Origin of the sequence: Modicisalibacter radicis (genome assembly GCF_900961225.1) — a bacterium.
GTDB lineage: Bacteria > Pseudomonadota > Gammaproteobacteria > Pseudomonadales > Halomonadaceae > Modicisalibacter.
Map to the genome: position 1 here is coordinate 12,863 of NZ_CAAHFN010000060.1, position 17,069 is coordinate 29,931.

The 17,069-nt window shown below is 65.4% G+C and carries 14 protein-coding genes, 4 tRNA genes and 1 riboswitch; of the genes, 9 read left to right on the forward strand and 9 right to left on the reverse strand.

The window, feature by feature from the left end:
- Positions 1-51 precede the first annotated feature (51 nt).
- From HR9077_RS09480 to HR9077_RS09495, 4 genes are all read right to left on the reverse strand, one after another.
- A complete protein-coding gene (locus tag HR9077_RS09480; RefSeq protein ID WP_136066768.1) occupies positions 52-1,923 on the reverse strand; it encodes a TonB-dependent receptor domain-containing protein in 1,872 nt (623 codons plus the stop codon).
- A 145-nt stretch (positions 1,924-2,068) separates the two neighbouring features.
- Positions 2,069-2,320: riboswitch (cobalamin riboswitch) on the reverse strand.
- Positions 2,321-2,556: 236 nt separating this feature from the next.
- A complete protein-coding gene (locus HR9077_RS09485) occupies positions 2,557-3,219 on the reverse strand; it encodes an OmpA/MotB family protein (RefSeq protein ID WP_136066769.1) in 663 nt (220 codons plus the stop codon).
- The gene (locus tag HR9077_RS09490; RefSeq protein WP_136066770.1) at positions 3,212-4,033 is read right to left on the reverse strand and encodes a motility protein A; all 822 of its coding nucleotides are present in this window, start codon (positions 4,031-4,033) and stop codon (positions 3,212-3,214) included. The genes HR9077_RS09485 and HR9077_RS09490 overlap by 8 nt, the downstream gene beginning before the upstream one ends.
- A gap of 68 nt (positions 4,034-4,101) precedes the next feature.
- Positions 4,102-4,920: a glycerophosphodiester phosphodiesterase family protein gene (locus HR9077_RS09495; RefSeq protein WP_136066771.1), complete on the reverse strand. Its 819-nt coding sequence runs from the start codon at positions 4,918-4,920 to the stop codon at positions 4,102-4,104.
- Between the two features lie 273 nt (positions 4,921-5,193).
- Between HR9077_RS09495 and HR9077_RS09500 the strand changes: the two genes are divergently transcribed.
- From HR9077_RS09500 to HR9077_RS09510, 3 genes are all read left to right on the forward strand, one after another.
- Positions 5,194-5,766 (forward strand): hypothetical protein, encoded by a 573-nt coding sequence (locus HR9077_RS09500; RefSeq protein ID WP_136066772.1) that lies wholly within the window; start codon positions 5,194-5,196, stop codon positions 5,764-5,766.
- An 84-nt stretch (positions 5,767-5,850) separates the two neighbouring features.
- The gene (locus HR9077_RS09505; protein WP_136066773.1) at positions 5,851-6,828 is read left to right on the forward strand and encodes an NADPH:quinone reductase; all 978 of its coding nucleotides are present in this window, start codon (positions 5,851-5,853) and stop codon (positions 6,826-6,828) included.
- An 83-nt stretch (positions 6,829-6,911) separates the two neighbouring features.
- Positions 6,912-7,262, forward strand: coding sequence for a septal ring lytic transglycosylase RlpA family protein (locus tag HR9077_RS09510; RefSeq protein ID WP_136066774.1), 351 nt, complete (start codon positions 6,912-6,914; stop codon positions 7,260-7,262).
- A gap of 82 nt (positions 7,263-7,344) precedes the next feature.
- Here HR9077_RS09510 and HR9077_RS09515 read toward each other — a convergent pair whose 3' ends face one another.
- From HR9077_RS09515 to betI, 4 genes are all read right to left on the reverse strand, one after another.
- Complete coding sequence (locus HR9077_RS09515; RefSeq protein ID WP_136066775.1) at positions 7,345-9,795, reverse strand: acyl-CoA dehydrogenase; 2,451 nt, start codon at positions 9,793-9,795, stop codon at positions 7,345-7,347.
- A 184-nt stretch (positions 9,796-9,979) separates the two neighbouring features.
- Positions 9,980-11,668, reverse strand: a complete 1,689-nt coding sequence (gene betA, locus HR9077_RS09520) for a choline dehydrogenase (protein ID WP_136066776.1) — start codon at positions 11,666-11,668, stop codon at positions 9,980-9,982.
- Between the two features lie 84 nt (positions 11,669-11,752).
- Positions 11,753-13,222 (reverse strand): betaine-aldehyde dehydrogenase, encoded by a 1,470-nt coding sequence (gene betB / locus HR9077_RS09525; RefSeq protein WP_136066777.1) that lies wholly within the window; start codon positions 13,220-13,222, stop codon positions 11,753-11,755.
- 48 nt (positions 13,223-13,270) lie between these two features.
- A complete protein-coding gene (gene betI, locus HR9077_RS09530; protein WP_210725902.1) occupies positions 13,271-13,870 on the reverse strand; it encodes a transcriptional regulator BetI in 600 nt (199 codons plus the stop codon).
- A 226-nt stretch (positions 13,871-14,096) separates the two neighbouring features.
- Between betI and HR9077_RS09535 the strand changes: the two genes are divergently transcribed.
- The 5 genes from HR9077_RS09535 to HR9077_RS09555 all read left to right on the forward strand — a co-directional run bounded on the left by HR9077_RS09535 (position 14,097) and on the right by HR9077_RS09555 (position 15,656).
- Entirely contained in the window at positions 14,097-15,050 is a 954-nt protein-coding gene (locus tag HR9077_RS09535; protein ID WP_136066778.1) for a choline ABC transporter substrate-binding protein, read from the forward strand.
- 99 nt (positions 15,051-15,149) lie between these two features.
- Positions 15,150-15,226: transfer RNA gene (locus tag HR9077_RS09540), tRNA-Met, on the forward strand.
- A 146-nt stretch (positions 15,227-15,372) separates the two neighbouring features.
- A tRNA-Asn gene (locus tag HR9077_RS09545) sits at positions 15,373-15,448 on the forward strand.
- A 28-nt stretch (positions 15,449-15,476) separates the two neighbouring features.
- Positions 15,477-15,552, forward strand: a tRNA-Asn gene (locus tag HR9077_RS09550).
- 28 nt (positions 15,553-15,580) lie between these two features.
- A tRNA-Asn gene (locus HR9077_RS09555) sits at positions 15,581-15,656 on the forward strand.
- Between the two features lie 148 nt (positions 15,657-15,804).
- Here the strand turns inward: HR9077_RS09555 and folK are convergent.
- Complete coding sequence (folK, locus tag HR9077_RS09560) at positions 15,805-16,242, reverse strand: 2-amino-4-hydroxy-6-hydroxymethyldihydropteridine diphosphokinase (protein WP_136066779.1); 438 nt, start codon at positions 16,240-16,242, stop codon at positions 15,805-15,807.
- Between the two features lie 208 nt (positions 16,243-16,450).
- On the opposite strand from folK, the gene folE reads away from it, so the two are divergent.
- Complete coding sequence (gene folE, locus HR9077_RS09565) at positions 16,451-17,053, forward strand: GTP cyclohydrolase I FolE (protein ID WP_136066780.1); 603 nt, start codon at positions 16,451-16,453, stop codon at positions 17,051-17,053.
- Positions 17,054-17,069: the final 16 nt, after the last annotated feature.

Here is a 17,069-nt window from a genome sequence, read left to right on the forward strand (position 1 = left end):
GGGCTACCCATGCCATGCATGCCGTCGATGTCGAGGAGCTGAGGTCGGGAACTACAGGCGCAGGGTGATGCCCCCTTCGATGTAGCGATCCTGGGTATTGTAGCCGTCGACCAGTTGGTAGTCCTTGTCGAGCGCGTTCTGGAGCTTGGCGGAAAGTTCGATCATCGGCGTGACCTGCCAGGCGGTGCGCAGGTCGAGGCGGCCATAGCCACCCACCTCGGCGCCGCCATAGGAGGTGCGCTCGCTGAAGGCCAGCAGGGTAGAGCCGACCTGCCAGGCGTCGTTGAGCTGATAATCGACGTCCAGGCGGGCGAAGCGTTCGGCACGGCTGAGCAGGCGATCGCCGCGGCCGATACCCGCATAGTCGTCGGACCAGCGCCGCACCTCCGGGTCCTGGACGGTGACGGCAAGCTGCGTGCTCAGGCGTTCGCCCCGCCAGCCGCCGGTCAATTCGATACCCCGGATGCGTGCCTCGTCGACATTGTAATAGCTGTCGTCGGGGAAGGTGCCGGTGTAGACGATCAGGTCGTCGATGCGGTTATCGAAGGCGGTAACACGCGCATTCCAGGTCATGTCGTCGAAGGCCCAGAAGGCCTCGAGGTTCTTCGAGGTCTCGGCATCGAGATCGGGGTTGGGGCTGAAAGTGCCGTAGAGGTCGCTCAGGTTGGGTGCCTTGAAGGCGGTACCGTAGCTGGCTCCGAGCCGTTGCGTCGAGCTCAGGTGATAGGCGTAGCCGAGGCTGCCGGTGGTCTCGTCGCCGAACAGCGAGTCGTCGTCGTGACGCAGCGATGCCGATAGTTCATGAGCAGCGTACTGACGCTGTATCAGGCCGTAGACGCCGACGTTCTCGCGGCTGTCGCGCTGGTATTCGGCGCCGGCGCGATTGGCAAAATCGATGTCGTCACGACGATAGTCGACACCCAGCACGTCAATGCCGTTCTCGTGGCTGAAGCGGTGCTGGAGCCCGAGCTCGTCGCGGTGAGTCTCGGTCAGGCTCTGGCGCTCGCCGGCATAGCGCTCCTCGCGCTGTTCGTCGAAATGCCCGGCGGTGAGGACCATGTCCCAGTCGCTGGCCAAAGCCACATCGAGCTGGCCGGAGAAGGATTGCAGATAGCCGGTGGAGACGCAGTCCGCCGACTCCGGGGCGAGGAAATCGCCGCTGCGATAGCAACTGTCGTAGTCGGTTTCGACATTCTGGCGCAGCGCATTCAGCGACAGCTGCGCATCGGCGCCGAGGCGCTGCGAGAAGCCGAGTTGTGCGCCCTCGCGTGCGAAGCCGTCACGTTCGCCGCTGGCGTCGTCGCGGGTGGCGTTGAAGCCATCGCCGTCGCGATGAAACAGCGTGGCATGAAGCCGGGTGTCGGTGTCGCCGATCGCGAGTCGGGCGTTCTGGCGGTAGGTATCGTCGCTGCCGGCATAGGCGCTCAGGCTGGCCTGGGTTCCGCGCGTCCGGGTGTTGCGGGTGAAGATCTGGATGACGCCGCCGATGGCATCGGCGCCATAGGCTGCGGCGCGAGGGCCGCGCACGATCTCGATACGCTCGATGGCCGCTGGCGGCAGGAATTCCAGGCTGGCGCCGCCGCTGGTTGCCGAGTTGATGCGCACACCGTCGACGAGAATCAGGGTGTGATCGGATTCGCTGCCGCGCAGGAACAGGCTCGACTGGGCGCCCGGTGCGCCGTTCTGGGTCAGCTCGATACCGGCGCGCGCCTGCAGCAGTTCGACCACCGAGTCGGCCTGAAGCCGCTCGATCTCCGCGCGTTCGATGACGGTGGTGCTGGCCATCACGTCGGCTTGCGACTGCGGCAGGCGGTTGGCCGTCACCTGGACGGGGTTCAGGTTTTGCTCGGCCTGCGCGGTGTTGATCAACGGGGTGGTTGCCAGACCGGCAACCAGCCAGAGCGGGTATTTCTTGTAGTGCATCGACTTGTCCTCAAGCGCGCAAAGTTGAACGCGATGAGGAGGACACAGGGTGACGACAGCCCAGGCAGGGCCGCGACGCGATCGCTCGCATTGAGGGAGAAGTGACCACGCACGCCGGTCGTCACTGGCGAAGCCCTCCGCATCAGCCAGTGAAGAGACGCAGGCCGGTCTCCGGACTGACGCGTGCGAGGCAAGTGGCCAGACGTGTTGCGTCTGTCACCTCGCCAACGATAACGCCTTCCCACCCGGGCGGGCAGTGGCTGTTTCGGTTCACTCGGCGCACTTGGCGGCTGCCAGTTGCGGCGTCGAACCCGTTATCGATAGAACGCGAACACCGTTGCGGGGGCAGTGCGGGGGTCTCACCCGCTTCCCGAGCACCCGTGTCTCGACGGTCGGGGATTCTGCGGGCAGGGGGCGGGCAAGTCAACGCTGGCTGGGCCATGACCGGCCGTGTGTTCCGGTCAGCAAGAAGCCCGGTCGTCCCTGACCGGGCGTCGCGCTGTGCATCCATGCTGTCCCGTTGAGCTTGTCCATGCTCAACACCCTAACAGTGGCACAGCCAACGCCTATTGCTTTTAACCTGTGTTAAGTAACTCGAAAAAAACGCCGCGGCCGCCTGACGCTGCCGCGGCTTCAGTCTGGGCCCGACTTTGCCTCGTGGATGACGAGTTCCACGCGTCTGTTCGTGGCACGACCGCTGGGATCATGGTTGTCGGCGAGCGGCCGGGTGGCGGCGTAGCCCACCGCGCGCAGACGCTGGATGGCCACCCCCTGGCTGTCCAGAAAGCGCAGCACGGCGCTCGCCCGGGCGCTGGAAAGTTCCCAGTTGGAGGGGTAGCGCGGCGTATGAATCGGTACGTCGTCGGTATGGCCTTCCACCGAGATCGCCCCGGCGGTGCTCTCGAGTAGCGGAAGGATCCCGCGCAGTACCTGTCGACCAGCCTCGGTGAGCGTGGCCTGGCCACTGGCGAACAGCAGATGATCCTGGATACGCAGGTTCAGGCCTTCCTGGCTGCGCGACACGCTGACCCCGTCGAGATGGGGCAGCAGGCCCGTCTGGCGCGGCTGGATACCGCTGGTCCGCGATCCCGCGGTCGATGCAGCGGCGCCTGATGCACTGAGGGCCGTGGTCCCGGTCGCATCGGCGTCGCCGGGCTGGTTGCCCGAAAGCGCCAGCAACAGCACGAACAGCGTGATCAGCAGTGTCAGCACGTCGAGATAGCTGGTCAGCCAGCTTTCGTCCTCTCCCTCGCCGTGACCCGAGGCGAACAGGTCGTCGGGGCGTGGACTAGTCATGAACGCCGGCCCCTGCGGTTGCATCCGGGCCCGACGTCTGCGGCGGGTCGCGGATCTCGTCCTGGTAGGTGGCCATGAACGAATTGAGGGTTTCCTCGATGAACGACGGCAGGCGGCGCTTGGAAATCAGGGCAATCCCCTCCAGCACCATGTTCATGGCGATCAGCCGCTCCTCGGTGCGCCGCTCGAGCTTCACGGCGATCGGCTTGAATACCAGATTGGCCAGGAGGATGCCGTAGAAGGTGGTGAGCAGCGCCACGGCCATGCGCGGACCGATCTCGGCAAGCCCGCCTTGTTCCATTACTTCGAGCATGTTGACCAGCCCGACCAGGGTGCCGAGCATGCCGAATGCCGGCGCATAGGCTGCCATGGTACGAAAGATCTGCGCTTCGGCGTGTTCGCGCGCCTTGAGCCGGGCGATACGCCAGCGCAATAGATCGAGGATCTCGCTTTCCTTGGTATTGGCGATCACCAGTTGTACGCCGGTGCGCAGGAAAGGGTTGCGCGCCCCCTCGAGGGCCCGCTCCACGGCGCGTACGTCGCCCTTGAACCACAGCCGCGAGAGACTGACCAGCTCGTCGATGTCGTCGCGCACATAGGTGTTCTCGCGGTGGAAGACGATGCCCACCAGGCGCACCACGCGGATCACTTCGCGCAGTGGGTAGCTGATGAAGGTGGCCGCCAGCGTACCGGTGAGCACGATCGCCAGGCCGGGCAGGTTGAGGAAGCTGTCAGGTGATTCGGCGGTGAACAGCAATACGCAGGCGAGTAACAAGCAACTGACCAGCATGCCGATCAGAGTCGAGGCGTTCATGTAGGCTCCTTGCCGAAAGGACGGGTCTTACTGTTGTCTATCGGCAAGGTGATGGTTGGCTTGATTATTTAATCGCTGCCAACCCGTTCGGCTTGACCCAGGTCAAGCTGGAGCGGGTCGTCGCTGATCGCGCCATGTACGCCCCAGTCGCGCAACCGGCGATAGACCTCGCGATCGTTGATGGTGTAGCACAGCAGCCAATAGGGGCTGGCGGCGATGGCACGTGCGACCGTCGGTTTCAGGCGCCGCCAGTCGACATGCAGACTATAGGCGTCGAGCGCTTGGGCCTGTCTTGCCCAGTTGCGCGGTACCCTGTCGTAGAGCAGCCCCAGGCGCAGACATCGCGCATCCGGCTGAACGTGCCGCGCCGCACGCAGCGCGCGACTATCGAACGACGAGACGATCAGCCGCTCGGCGGGCAGGCGAGCCAGCGTGGGCGGAAGGGCGGCGGCGACCAGTGCCTCGGCATCGCGACCGTGGCCGACCTTGAGCTCCAGGTTGAGGCCCAGCCCCAGACGCCCGATCAGCGCCAGCATCTCCTCGAGGGTCGCCATGCCCTCGCCGACAAACGCCGGCGAGAACCAGCGACCGGCGTCGAGCCGCCGGGCCGCAGCCAGGTCGAGCCGATTCAGGCGACCGCCGACCCCGGTGCAGCGCTTCAATCCGCTGTCGTGCCAGATCACCGGGGTGCCATCGCCGAGCAGCTGGACGTCGAGTTCGACCCAGCGGCAGCCGGCATCATGGGCCGCCTGCACCGCGGCCAGGGTGTTCTCGGGGGCGTGGGCCGACAGTCCGCGATGGGCGATCAGCGCCGGTGGGGCGGCATGAACCGCGCCGCGACTGGCATCGAGGTGCGAAACAGGCGTGTCGGGTAGACTGGCAGTCATGTCGGGCGCCCTCCCATATGGCGTCGTTCGGCCGCTGTCTGCGTCGCGTGAGATCGGGTCGTAAGCGGCAGACAGCAACAGCGTATCACCTCTTCATGACGACGGGCGCCGGCAAGATGCGCTTGAGACGTGCCGAAGAGAGGCGATACGTGCATTGTGAAGCGCATTTCTTGCCGTTGCGTGACCAATGCCCATCGGGAGGAAAGCGGCGAAAGGAAAGGCGACGATATGCTAGGCTGCGACGCCAGTGAGGGTCCGACGAGCGGAGAAGCGATGAGAGTAGTCAATGTGAAGGACAAGGCCCTGCGCGAGGCCTGCCTGGCGCGGTTGTGCGTCGAGGTGTTCGGCCGCGAGGCGGGCATCGCGCCGCTGGCGAGCTTCGCCGGCACCCTGGGGATCCTGATGCGTCAGGAAGCGGCCCAGGTGCTGGCGCTGGCCGATCGCGACGGCCGGCCGGTGGCGCTGGCGCTGCTGGTGCTCGACGCCGAAGGTCGCAGCATGGAACTGGCGATGTTGCGCGGCTTGCCCAGCGAGAGCATCATCCAGCCCGCCGAGGCGCTGGTCAGCGAGCTGGCGCAAAAGGCCCCGCTACGGGTCAATGCCGGCGACGCCGATCAGCAGGCGATGTTCACGCGTTGCGGGATCGAACGCTGGTTCGACGAGCCGCGTGGGCTGCGTGTCGGTCTGGGGCCCAGGCATCCTGCCACGGGTCCCGACGATCTGCCGCAGAGCCTGGGGTTCGATCAGGGCGCCATCATCCAGTCCTTCAAGCAGGATCGCGAGGTGTTCGACGGCTACAAGCAGCGCTTCGTGACCGGCCTGGAAAACTTCCCCGCGACGCTGTAGCGGCCGCGACGGCTTCTGGCCTTGCCCACCGTGCGCTTGTAAGGTGAGGCGATCCCGACCGATCAATAAAGGAAGCGTTACGTCATGGCCAAGCGAATTCAGTTTTCCCGCACCGGGGATCCCGAGGTCCTGGAATACGTCGATGGCGATCCCGGCGAACCCCGGGCCGGCGAGGTGCGGGTCAAGAATCACGCGGTGGGTCTCAACTTCATCGACATCTATTTCCGCACCGGCCTCTACCCGGCGCCGAGCCTGCCTTCCGGGCTGGGCACCGAGGGCGCGGGTGTCGTCGACGCGGTCGGCGAAGGCGTCACTCACTTGCAACCCGGCGATCGCGTCGCCTACGCCCAGGGACCGCTGGGCGCCTACGCCGAGCTGCACGTGCTGCCGGCCGAGAAGGTCGTGGTGCTGCCCGACGGCATCGACTTCGAGACCGCCGCGGCATCGATGCTCAAGGGGTTGACGACCCAGTACCTGTTGCGCCAGGTCCACCGCGTCGAGCCCGGCGAGACGATCCTGTTCCATGCCGCCGCCGGCGGGGTCGGGTCGATCGCCTGCCAGTGGGCGCGGGCGCTGGGCGTCAAGCTGATCGGCACCGTCGGTTCGGCGGAAAAGGCCGAGCTGGCGGTCAGCAATGGCGCCTGGGCGACCATCGACTACACCCGCGAGAACGTCGTCGAGCGGGTGCGCGAGCTGACCGACGGGGCGATGGTGCCGGTGGTCTACGATTCGGTGGGCAAGGACACCTGGGAAACCTCGCTCGACTGCCTGCAGAAACGCGGCCTGATGGTCAGTTTCGGCAATTCCTCGGGGGCCGTCGAAGGCGTCAACATCGGCATCCTCAACCAGAAGGGATCGCTGTTCGCCACACGACCGAGCCTCAACGGCTACGCCGATACCCGTGAACGCTTCGAGGCGATGTGCCGGGATCTTTTCGGGGTTCTGGAAAACGGCCAGGTGAAGGTCGACATCGCCCAGCGCTTCCCGCTGGAAAAGGCCGGCGAGGCCCAGCAGGCGCTGGCCTCGCGCAAGACGACCGGCTCGACCGTGCTGCTGCCGTGACGGGGGTCGCGAGGAGCGGGGCGCCCTCGCGCCCGCCCGCCGTTGCTCATCGATGGCCCTGGCGGGTCCTTGCGGGGCTTTCGTTGACCTGCCTGCTGGCCGGGTGCGCCACCCAGGGGCCATCGTCGGGGGAAGCGATCGGCCAGACCCAGCGGGGCGTGGCAGCCTATTACGCCGATGTCTACCAGGGCCGGCGTACCGCCAGCGGCGAACGCTACGATGCCGCGGCGTTGACGGCGGCGCACCCTAGCCTGGCGTTCGATACCCGCGTACGGGTCACCAATCTCGCCAACCAGCGCCGGGTGACGGTACGCGTCAACGATCGCGGCCCGTTCACCGAGGGGCGCATCATCGATCTGTCGCGGCGGGCTGCCGAGCGGTTGGGCATGCTCGAGAGCGGTACCGCGCCGGTGCGTATCGAGGTGGTGCGCTAGTCCTTTACCCTGCACTGCAAAATACAACGCCCCGGCCAAATGGCCGGGGCGTTGGGTTGGGTCGATGCAAAGGTGAGCGCGGTCAGCCGGCCGCGTGCCAGACCACCTTGTCCTTCTCGGTGGCGAAGGCATCGAAGGCGAAGTCGTCGACAGTGAGCATCTCCAGCACTTCCCGCTCATAGGCGCGCATGAAGTTGGCGTCGTCGTCATCGATCAGGCCGGCCTCCAGCGCTGCTTCGAGGCGTTGCTCGGGGTGCAGCGCCTCGGCCGGCAGTTCGCCCTTGGCGTAGGCTTTGTTGATCGCCCGGTACAGCGGCTCGGCGCGCGGATAGTCGGCGAGCAGGGCGTTGTAGCGAGCCAGCGGGTTGTCCTGCTCCTCTTCCTGCTGGGTGCTCCAGGTGTTGGCGATCAGCTTGTCGCGCAGCGGCGTGGCGGTGGAGATCGCCCGGGCGATCTCCCGGGTCAGGGCGTCGTCGGGCTTGTGCCACTTGCGCCCCAGCGGCAGTACGATAACCGCCAGTGCCTTCGCCAGAGCGCGATTGGGCAGGTTGTCGAAGAGTTCGACGAAGGCCTGCTCGGCACGGTAGAGCAGGGTGCGGCAACTGTAGTGGAACAGCGCCGCCTCGTGCTCGACGTTGTCGTCCTCGTGCCACTGCTTGATCAGCATCGAGGCCAGGTACAGGTTCGAGAGCACGTCGCCGAGGCGTGCCGAGAGCATCTCGCGCTTCTTGAGGCTCGACCCCAGGCTGGCCATGGCAGCATCGGCGCACAGCCCGAAACCGGCCGACAGGCGCGCGATGTCCCGCGCATAGGGGGTGGCGACCTCGTCGAAGGGGACGCTCGGCCGCGACAGGCCCAGGCCCTGGGTGAGGGCACGGGCGGCGTTGCCGAAGATCAGCCCGGCGTGGCGGAAGAATGCGCGATCGAAGGCCTGCCGGTCGTCGTTGTCCTTGGCCGCGAGTTCCTCGAGCACGTAGGGATGGCAGCGGATCGCCCCCTGGCCGAAGATCATCAGGTTGCGGGTCATGATGTTGGCGCCCTCGACGGTGATCGACACCGGTACCGCGCTCCAGCCCAGCCCCAGATAGTTGCGTGGCCCGAGGGTCACCGCCTTGCCGCCGTGTACGTCCATGGCGTCGCCGAGGATGCTGCGCTGGAATTCGGTGAGCTGGCTCTTGAGGATCGCCGAGGGCACCGAGGGCTTGACGCCGTGATCGATCAGGTTGGCGGTCTGCATCACTGCGGCCTGGGCTATGTAGGCATGCGCGGTGAGGCGTGCCAGCGGTTCCTGGACGCCCTCCATCTCGGCGACCGGTACATTGAACTGGCGGCGGATGCGGGTGAAGCCGCCCGACCAGCCGGCGGCATAACGCCCCACGCCGGCCGCGCCCGAGGGCAGCGTGATGCAGCGTCCCACCGACAGGCACTCGACCAGCATGCGCCAGCCGTGGCCGGCCATCTCGGGGCCGCCGATGATGTAGTCCAGCGGAATGAACACGTCCTTGCCGACGATCGGGCCGTTCATGAACGGGCTGCCGATCGGATGGTGACGGCGGCCGATCTCCATTCCCGGCGTGTCGCGGGGGATCAAGGCGCAGGTGATGCCCAGGTCGCTCTCGTCGCCGAGCAGCTTGTCGGGGTCGAACATGCGAAACGCCAGACCGACCACGGTGGCGATCGGGGCGAGGGTGATCCAGCGCTTCTCGAAGGTCAGCTTGAGGCCGAGGACCTCCTCGCCGTTGTGCATGCCGCGACACACCACGCCTACGTCGGGCAGCGAGGTGGCGTCCGAGCCGGCCCGCGGCCCGGTCAGGCCGAAGCAGGGGATGTCGCGGCCGTCGGCCAGCCGCGGCAGGTAATGGTTCTTCTGCTCCTCGGTGCCGTACTTGAGCAGCAGTTCGCCCGGCCCCAAGGAGTTGGGCACGCCGACCGAGATCATCAGCGTCTCGTTGACCACCAGCTTCTGCAGCACCGCGGATTGCGCCTTGGCCGAGAAGCCCAGGCCGCCGTACTGCTTGGGGATGATCATGCCGAAGAAGCCTTCCTGGCGCAGGTAGTTCCACAGCGCCTCGGGCAGGTCGGCACGCTCGCGGGCGATCTCCCAGCTGTTGCACATCCCCGCCGCCACCGAACACTTGTGCTCGAGGAAGTCGCGTTCCTCGTCGCTAAGGCCATCGTTGCGATAGTCGAGCAGGCGCTGCCACTGCGGGCGCCCCGAGAACAGTTCGCCGTCCCAGGAGACGGTGCCGGCCTCGAGCGCCGAACGCTCGGTGTCGGAAACCTTGGGCGCGGCTTTCTTGAAGGCCGCGAAGAGGCGTGGCGTCAGCCAGGCCCGGCGCAATGCCGGCAGCCCGCAGGCGGCGATCGCGGCGGCGGCGAGCAGCAGGACGACGCCGGTGACCGCCGCGCCGGCCAGCAGTCCGACCAGGCCCAGTACGCCGGGGACGGCGACCGCGGCCAGTGCGCCGGCTTCGCGTTGCATGACGATTATCAGGCCGACGACGGCCAGGACGATGAGCAGGGTTTCGATCATGGAGAATCTCCGGGGCGTGCAGCGTAGAGCTGGCGGAACCGTGTTCGAACAGTTGTTTGAATAAGCCAAGGTTAGTGGATTTGTCGCCTGCTGACTAGCCCTGCCCCCGACGGCCATGCCGACCCGGAGAGATGCGCACAAAAAGCCCCGCGGGGCGGGGCACAAGGGGAAAGCGTGGCTGCCGTCAGGCGTGGCGTTCGGGAGCGCCGCGGGCCGGCGTGTTGCCGGCGACGAAGTAGGGCACGTCGGCCTTGGCCAATGGCTCCTTGCCGCGGACCTTGTCGGCCATCTTCTCGGCGATCATGATCGTCGGCGCGTTGAGGTTGCCGGTGGTGATCAGCGGCATGATCGAGGCGTCGATCACGCGCAGCCCCTCGAGGCCGTGAACCCGGCCGGCACCGTCGACCACCGCCATGTCGTCATGGCCCATCTTGCAGGAGCCGGCGGGATGATAGGCGGTCTCGGCGTGCTGGCGGACGAATTCGTCGAGTTCGGCGTCGCTCTGCACGTCGGGCCCGGGCGAGATCTCGCGGCCGCGGTACGCGTCCATTGCCGGCTGATTGATGATCTCGCGGGTGATGCGGATGGCATCGCGGAACTCCTGCCAGTCCTTGTCGTGACACATGTAGTTGAACAGGATGCTGGGTGGGGCCTCGGGGTCCCGCGAGGTCAGGCGAATCTGCCCGCGGCTCATCGAGCGCATCGAGCCGACGTGGGCCTGGAAGCCATGGGCCTGGACCGCGCTCTTGCCGTTGTAGCTGATGGCGATCGGCAGGAAGTGGTACTGCAGGTTGGGCCACTCCTCGGCGTCGTTGGTGCGGATGAAGCCGGCGGCCTCGAACTGGTTGCTGGCGCCGATGCCGGTGCCGTTGAACAGCCATTCGGCACCGATCTTGGGCTGGTTGTACCACTTGAGCGCCGGGTAGAGCGAAATCGGCTTCGTGCACTCGTACTGGATGTACATCTCCAGATGGTCCTGGAGATTCTCGCCGACGCCCGGCAGCTCGTGGACCAGCGGGATGTCGAACTCCTCGAGGTGCTCGGGATTGCCCACCCCGGAGCGCAGCAGGATCTGCGGCGAGGCGATGGCGCCGCCGCACAGCAGCACCTCGCGGCGTGCGCGCGCTTCCTGGGGCCGGCCCTGGCGGGCATAAGCCACGCCCACCGCGCGCCTGCCCTCGAACAGGATGCGATCGGTGAGCGCGTGGGTCTCGATGGTCAGGTTGGGTCGCTGCTTGGCGATGTCCAGGTAGCCGCGTGCGGTGGAGGCGCGACGGCCGTTGGGCGTGGTGGTGCGGTCCATCGGCCCGAAGCCTTCCTGCTGGTAGCCGTTGACGTCCTCGGTGGCTGGATAGCCAGCCTCGATACCGGCCTGGATGAAGGCGCCGTAGAGTTCGTTGTTGCCCGGCTTGGGCGTGGCCACCGAGACCGGGCCGTCGCCGCCGTGATAGTCGTCGGGGCCGATGTCGCGAGTCTCGGCGCGCTTGAAATAGGGCAGGCACGCGAGATAGTTCCAGTCCTCGAGCCCGGGTGTCCTGGCCCAGCTGTCGTAGTCCAGTGCGTTGCCGCGCAGATAGCACATGCCGTTGATCAGCGACGAGCCGCCCAGGCCCTTGCCGCGCCCGCACTCCATGCGGCGGTCGTTCATGTAGGGCTCGGGGTCGGTCTCGAAGGCCCAGTTGTAACGCTTTCCCTGGAGCGGATAGGCGAGCGCCGCCGGCATCTGGGTACGAAAGTCGAAACGATAGTCCGGGCCGCCGGCTTCGAGCAGCAGCACCTGAACGTCGGCGTCCTCGGTGAGCCGGGTGGCCAGCACATTGCCGGCCGAACCGGCACCGATGATGATGTAGTCGTATTCGCGAGCCTGCGTCATGAGCGGCCCTCCTCTTGTCGTTTCCAGCGTAACGCGTTATTTCGGCCGGACCAGGTCTGGCGGTCCGGCCCTTGGATGCGGGCTTCAGAAGACGGCCGGGAAGGGCCCCATTTCAATCTGGATGGACTTGATCTGGGTGTACTGGTCGAGCGAGGAGAGGCCGTTCTCGCGGCCGATGCCCGATTCCTTGTAGCCGCCGACCGGCATTTCGGCGGGGGAGTCGCCCCAGGTATTGATCCAGCAGATGCCGGCCTCGAGGCGGTGGATGACACGGTGGGCGCGATTCAGGCGCTCGGTGAACAGTCCCGCCGCCAGCCCGTAGTGGGTGTCGTTGGCGCGACGCACCACCTCGTCCTCGTCGTCGAATACCAGGATCGACATCACCGGGCCGAAGATCTCTTCACGGACGATCTGCATGTCGTCGCGGCAATCGGTGAACACCGTCGGTGCGGCCCAGGCGCCCTTGGCGTAATCGTCGTGCACCCAGCGCTCGCCGCCGATCAGCAGGCGGGCGCCTTCCCGCTTGCCGGCTTCGAGATAGCCGATCACCTTCTCGAGATGGTCGAAGCTGACCAGCGGGCCGAAGTTGCTGGTCTCGTCCAGCGGATCGCCGGCCTTGATGCGCTTGACGCGCTCGAGGATCTTGGCTTCGAAGGCGCTCTTGACCGAGCGGTGGACGAAGACCCGGGTGCCGTTGGTGCAGACCTGACCGCTGGAGTAGAAGTTGGCCATCATCGCGGCGTCGGCGGCGCGATCGAGATCGGCGTCGTCGAAGACGATCAGCGGCGACTTGCCGCCGAGCTCCATGGTCACGTCCTTGAGCGTCGAGCCGGCGGCGGCGGCCATGACCTTCTTGCCGGTGCCGGCTTCGCCGGTGAAGGTGATCTTGTCGATGCCGGCATGGTTGGTGAGCATTTCGCCGACCCGGCCATCGCCGTGGACGATGTTGAAGACGCCATCCGGCAGGCCGGCTTCGGTGAGAATCTCGGCCAGCATCATGGTGGTCAGCGGGGTGACTTCGCTGGGCTTGAAGACCACCGCGTTGCCGGCGGCCAGTGCCGGGGCGCTTTTCCAGCAGGCGATCTGGATCGGGTAGTTCCAGGCGCCGATGGCGCCGATCACCCCGAGCGGTTCGCGGCGAGTGTAGACGAAGGAGTCCTCGCGCAGCGGAATCTGCCGGCCCTCGATGGCCGGGGCGAGACCGGCGTAATATTCCAGCGTATCGGCGCCGGTGACGATGTCGACGCTGATGGTTTCGCTGATCGGCTTGCCGGTGTCCAGCGTCTCCAGGTGGGCGATCTCGTCGTTGCGTTCGCGCAGCAAAGCGACGGCACGATGCAGGATGCGGCTGCGCTCGAGGCCGGTCATCGCCGCCCAGGTCTTCTGGCCTTCGCGGGCCGAGGCGACGGCATCGTCGACGTCCGCCTGCGAAGCCTGCTGAATGCTTGCCAGTACTTCGCCGTTGGCGGGGTTGATGGTGTCGAAGGTCTCGCCGGACGTGGCGTCCACCCGACGTCCACCGATGTAGAGCTGTTGGGTCTGTAAAGTTGCCATTGAATGTTCTCCGTGAGTGCGTTTGACCAGGGTCGAGCGAGTCGCCGGTCAGGCGAGACACTCCCGCTCGGCCAACTGCTCGTCCAGATAGTCATAGGCCAGGCGACGCGCGCGGTCGACATCGAGGCCCTCCGGCGCCAGCGCCCCGCGCAGCCAGAGGCCGTCGATCATCGCGGCCAGCCCGCGTGCGGCGCGGCGTGCGTCCTGCTTGTCCAGGCAACGGCGAAACTGGCTGCACAGGTTCGAATACAGCCGTCGGTCATTGACCCGCTGCAGGCGCTGCAGGTCGTGCTGATGCATGCTCGATGCCCAGAACGCCAGCCAGGTCTTCATCACCGAAGGATTGACCTGACTGCGGTCGAAGTTGCCGTCGATGATGGCGCGGATATGCGCTTGTGGCGTGTTCTCGGCGACAGTGGCGCGGCGGCTGGCCACCGCCACGCCCAGGTCCTTGAGTATCTGGCGCATGGTCGACTCGAGCAGGCCGTCCTTGCCGCCGAAGTAATGGCTGATGATGCCGGCCGAGACCCCCGCACGCCTGGCGATGCGTGCCACGGTGGCGTCGGCCAGGCCGGCCTCGTCGATCGCTTCCATGGTGGCCTTGATCAGTTGCTGGCGACGAATCGGTTCCATTCCGACTTTGGGCACCGGGCATTTCTCCTCTGCTGGCTCCCCCAGGCTGAGTGACGGTCGTCGAGAGAGCAACCCTTCGCTCCAGGCCTTGATGGGCGCTAGTGTGCAGTGCTTTTATTGAACGTTCAATCAATAAAAATATATTGTATAGTGGAATGTGAAGTCGAGTATCGCATAAATGAGCGTTATTGGACTGCCCGTCACCCTTCTGGTGGCCGGCTCTAAACGCAGGAGATAGTCAATGCACGATAAGACATCAATCAAAATGCTCGCAGGTGGCCTGTTGGTCGTTGCCTCTCCCCTGACCCTGGCGGCCGTTCCCGAAAGCTGCCAGAGCGTCCATTTCGCCGAGGTGGGCTGGACCGACATCACCGCGACCACGGCCTTGAGCACCGAGGTGCTGGACGGGCTCGGCTATGACGTGTCCAGCGACACGGTCTCGGTGCCGATCGCCTACTCGGGCATGAAGAACGGCGATTTCGACATCTTCCTGGGTAACTGGATGCCCTCGATGGCATCGATCAGCGACCCCTATATCGACAAGGGCGAGGTCGATCGGGTGGCGGCCAACCTCGAGGGGGCCAAGTACACGCTGGCGGTGCCGCAGTACGTACGCGATGCCGGGGTGACGTCGGTGGCCGATCTCGACGATCACGCCGACAAGTTCGGCCAGCGTCTCTACGGCATCGAAGCGGGCAACGACGGCAACATGATCATCCAGCAGATGATCGACGATGACGCCTTCGGTCTCGGCGACTGGCAACTGGTGGACTCCTCCGAGGCGGGAATGCTCGCCGAGCTCAAGGCCAAGACCGTCAACGACGAGTGGATGGTCTTCCTGGGCTGGGAGCCGCATCCCATGAACACCAATTTCGACATGGCCTACCTGAAGGGCGCCGACGATTACTTCGGCCCGGACCTGGGTGGGGCGACGGTCTACACCAATACCCGCAGCGGCTATGTTGAAGAGTGCGCCAACGTGGGTCGGTTGCTCGAGAATCTGACCTTCACGCTGGAGATGGAAAACCAGATCATGGGCGCGATCATGGATGACGGCGAGCAGCCCTCGGCCGCGGCGCGTAGCTGGCTGCAGGACAACCCCCAGGTACTCGACGCCTGGCTTGACGGGGTCACCACCGTCGACGGCGAAGCGGGCCTGCCGGCGGTCAAGCAGGCGCTGAACATCGGCGAATGAGGCATCCTGCCCGGGACTTGTCACGGCGGCGGCCCGCGTGCATAATTCGCCCCCGCTGGCGGTTGTCGCGAGCTGTCGCGATGAATCCCGGGCCGGCATGGCTACGTAGCTCAGCTGGTTAGAGCACATCACTCATAATGATGGGGTCCCCTGTTCGAATCAGGGCGTAGCCACCAGTTAGCGCAGACGGGTTCTGCGGACCGTAAAACGCCCATCGGTTCTGCCGATGGGCGTTTTTCATGTCGGCCGCCCGGCGGGGGCGAGTGCCAAGCCCTTGACGCGCGATCCTCGATCCGTATACTACGCCGCGTGTTCGAGAAGTTCCCCGATAGCTCAGTTGGTAGAGCAAATGACTGTTAATCATTGGGTCGCAGGTTCGAGTCCTGCTCGGGGAGCCAAACGACTCGTGCACCACAATTCGGCGATTCCCCGATAGCTCAGTTGGTAGAGCAAATGACTGTTAATCATTGGGTCGCAGGTTCGAGTCCTGCTCGGGGAGCCAACCTCCCGCCGAAGTCAGCCTATGTCGTTCCCCGATAGCTCAGTTGGTAGAGCAAATGACTGTTAATCATTGGGTCGCAGGTTCGAGTCCTGCTCGGGGAGCCAATCGGGCCGGCGCGCCTGTTCCGGCGCTTGTTCGACTGTAGCCGAAATTCCCCCTGTTTCCCGTCGTCTTCCGCTTCCTGATTCGTCGTGTCCGGGTGGCCCGTGAACCGGCCATCGCTGGGCGGTTCTTTCGTTCAGCGGCCTTCAATTATCGCCGAGTCGCCGGGGTCGTCGCTTCGTCGCCCTCCAGGGTCAGGTCGGCCATGGCCAGCACCTCGTCGACGGGAATTCGAACGTAGTCGTTCTCCAGGCCGCTGGTGTCTATCACCCGGCCGTCCCACGCCACGATGTCCAGATCGAGCGTCCGGGGCCCCGATTTTATCGGTCCACGGACGCGGCCCAGGCGATCCTCGAGGCGTTTGAGGTAGTCGCGGAAGGCCGTCTGGTCGAGGGTCGTGGCGACCAGAAAGGCGCCATTGAGGAAATTGGCCTGCTCCTGGAAGCCGACCGGCGTCGTCTCGATGATGGTCGAGCTGGCGATCAGGCGGCATTCCCGGGCCAGAATGGCACGCGCCTGGGTGATGTTCTGCCGTGGTTCGATATTGGATCCCACGGAAATTAGACATTGATGTTCGGCTGATTGCATGGTGGTCCCTTTGCGTTGCCCGCCTAGCTGACTGTGTAGCGGGGTGGCGTGTCAAGCGCTCGGTCCGCGCGGCAGATGCACTGACCATGATATGCTTTGGCACGCTTGTGCTACGGTCGGTCCGCTTGCCGACGTTGGCGCCGCCGTCCTTTGCGGCACGCCTGGCGGGGCCGGTACTCGAACCTGTTTGATCCAATGAGGGATTGGAATGTCAGCGAATCCTCCCAGTCGCGAAGCGGCGGAACAAGCCGTCCGCACCTTGATTCAGTGGGCCGGTGACGATCCCGATAGAGAGGGGTTGCTGGATACCCCGGCGCGGGTCGTGCGTGCCTATGAAGAGTTCTTCGCCGGCTATAACGCCGATCCGACCGCGATCCTCGAACGCACCTTCTCCGAGGTCGAGGGCTACGACGAGATGATCGTGATGAACGACATCCGTTTCGAGAGTCATTGCGAGCATCATGTCGCGCCGATCATCGGCAAGGCGCATATCGGCTACATTCCCGATCGACGCGTGGTGGGGATTTCAAAGCTGGCGCGACTGGTGGAAGTGTATGCCAAGCGCCTGCAAATCCAGGAAAAGATGACCGTCCAGATCGCCGATACGCTTCACGACGTGCTGCAGCCGCTGGGTGTCGGCGTGGTCATCGAAGCTTCCCATCAATGCATGACCACGCGCGGCATCCACAAGCCCGGGGCGAGCCTGGTGACCAGCCGCATGCTGGGCAGCTTCCGCAAGGATCCGGCAACGCGCCGCGAGTTTCTGCGCATGCTGAGCCTTTCCGGCGGCGATCCGCTCGCCAATACCTGAAATCAGTGCCCGGGCG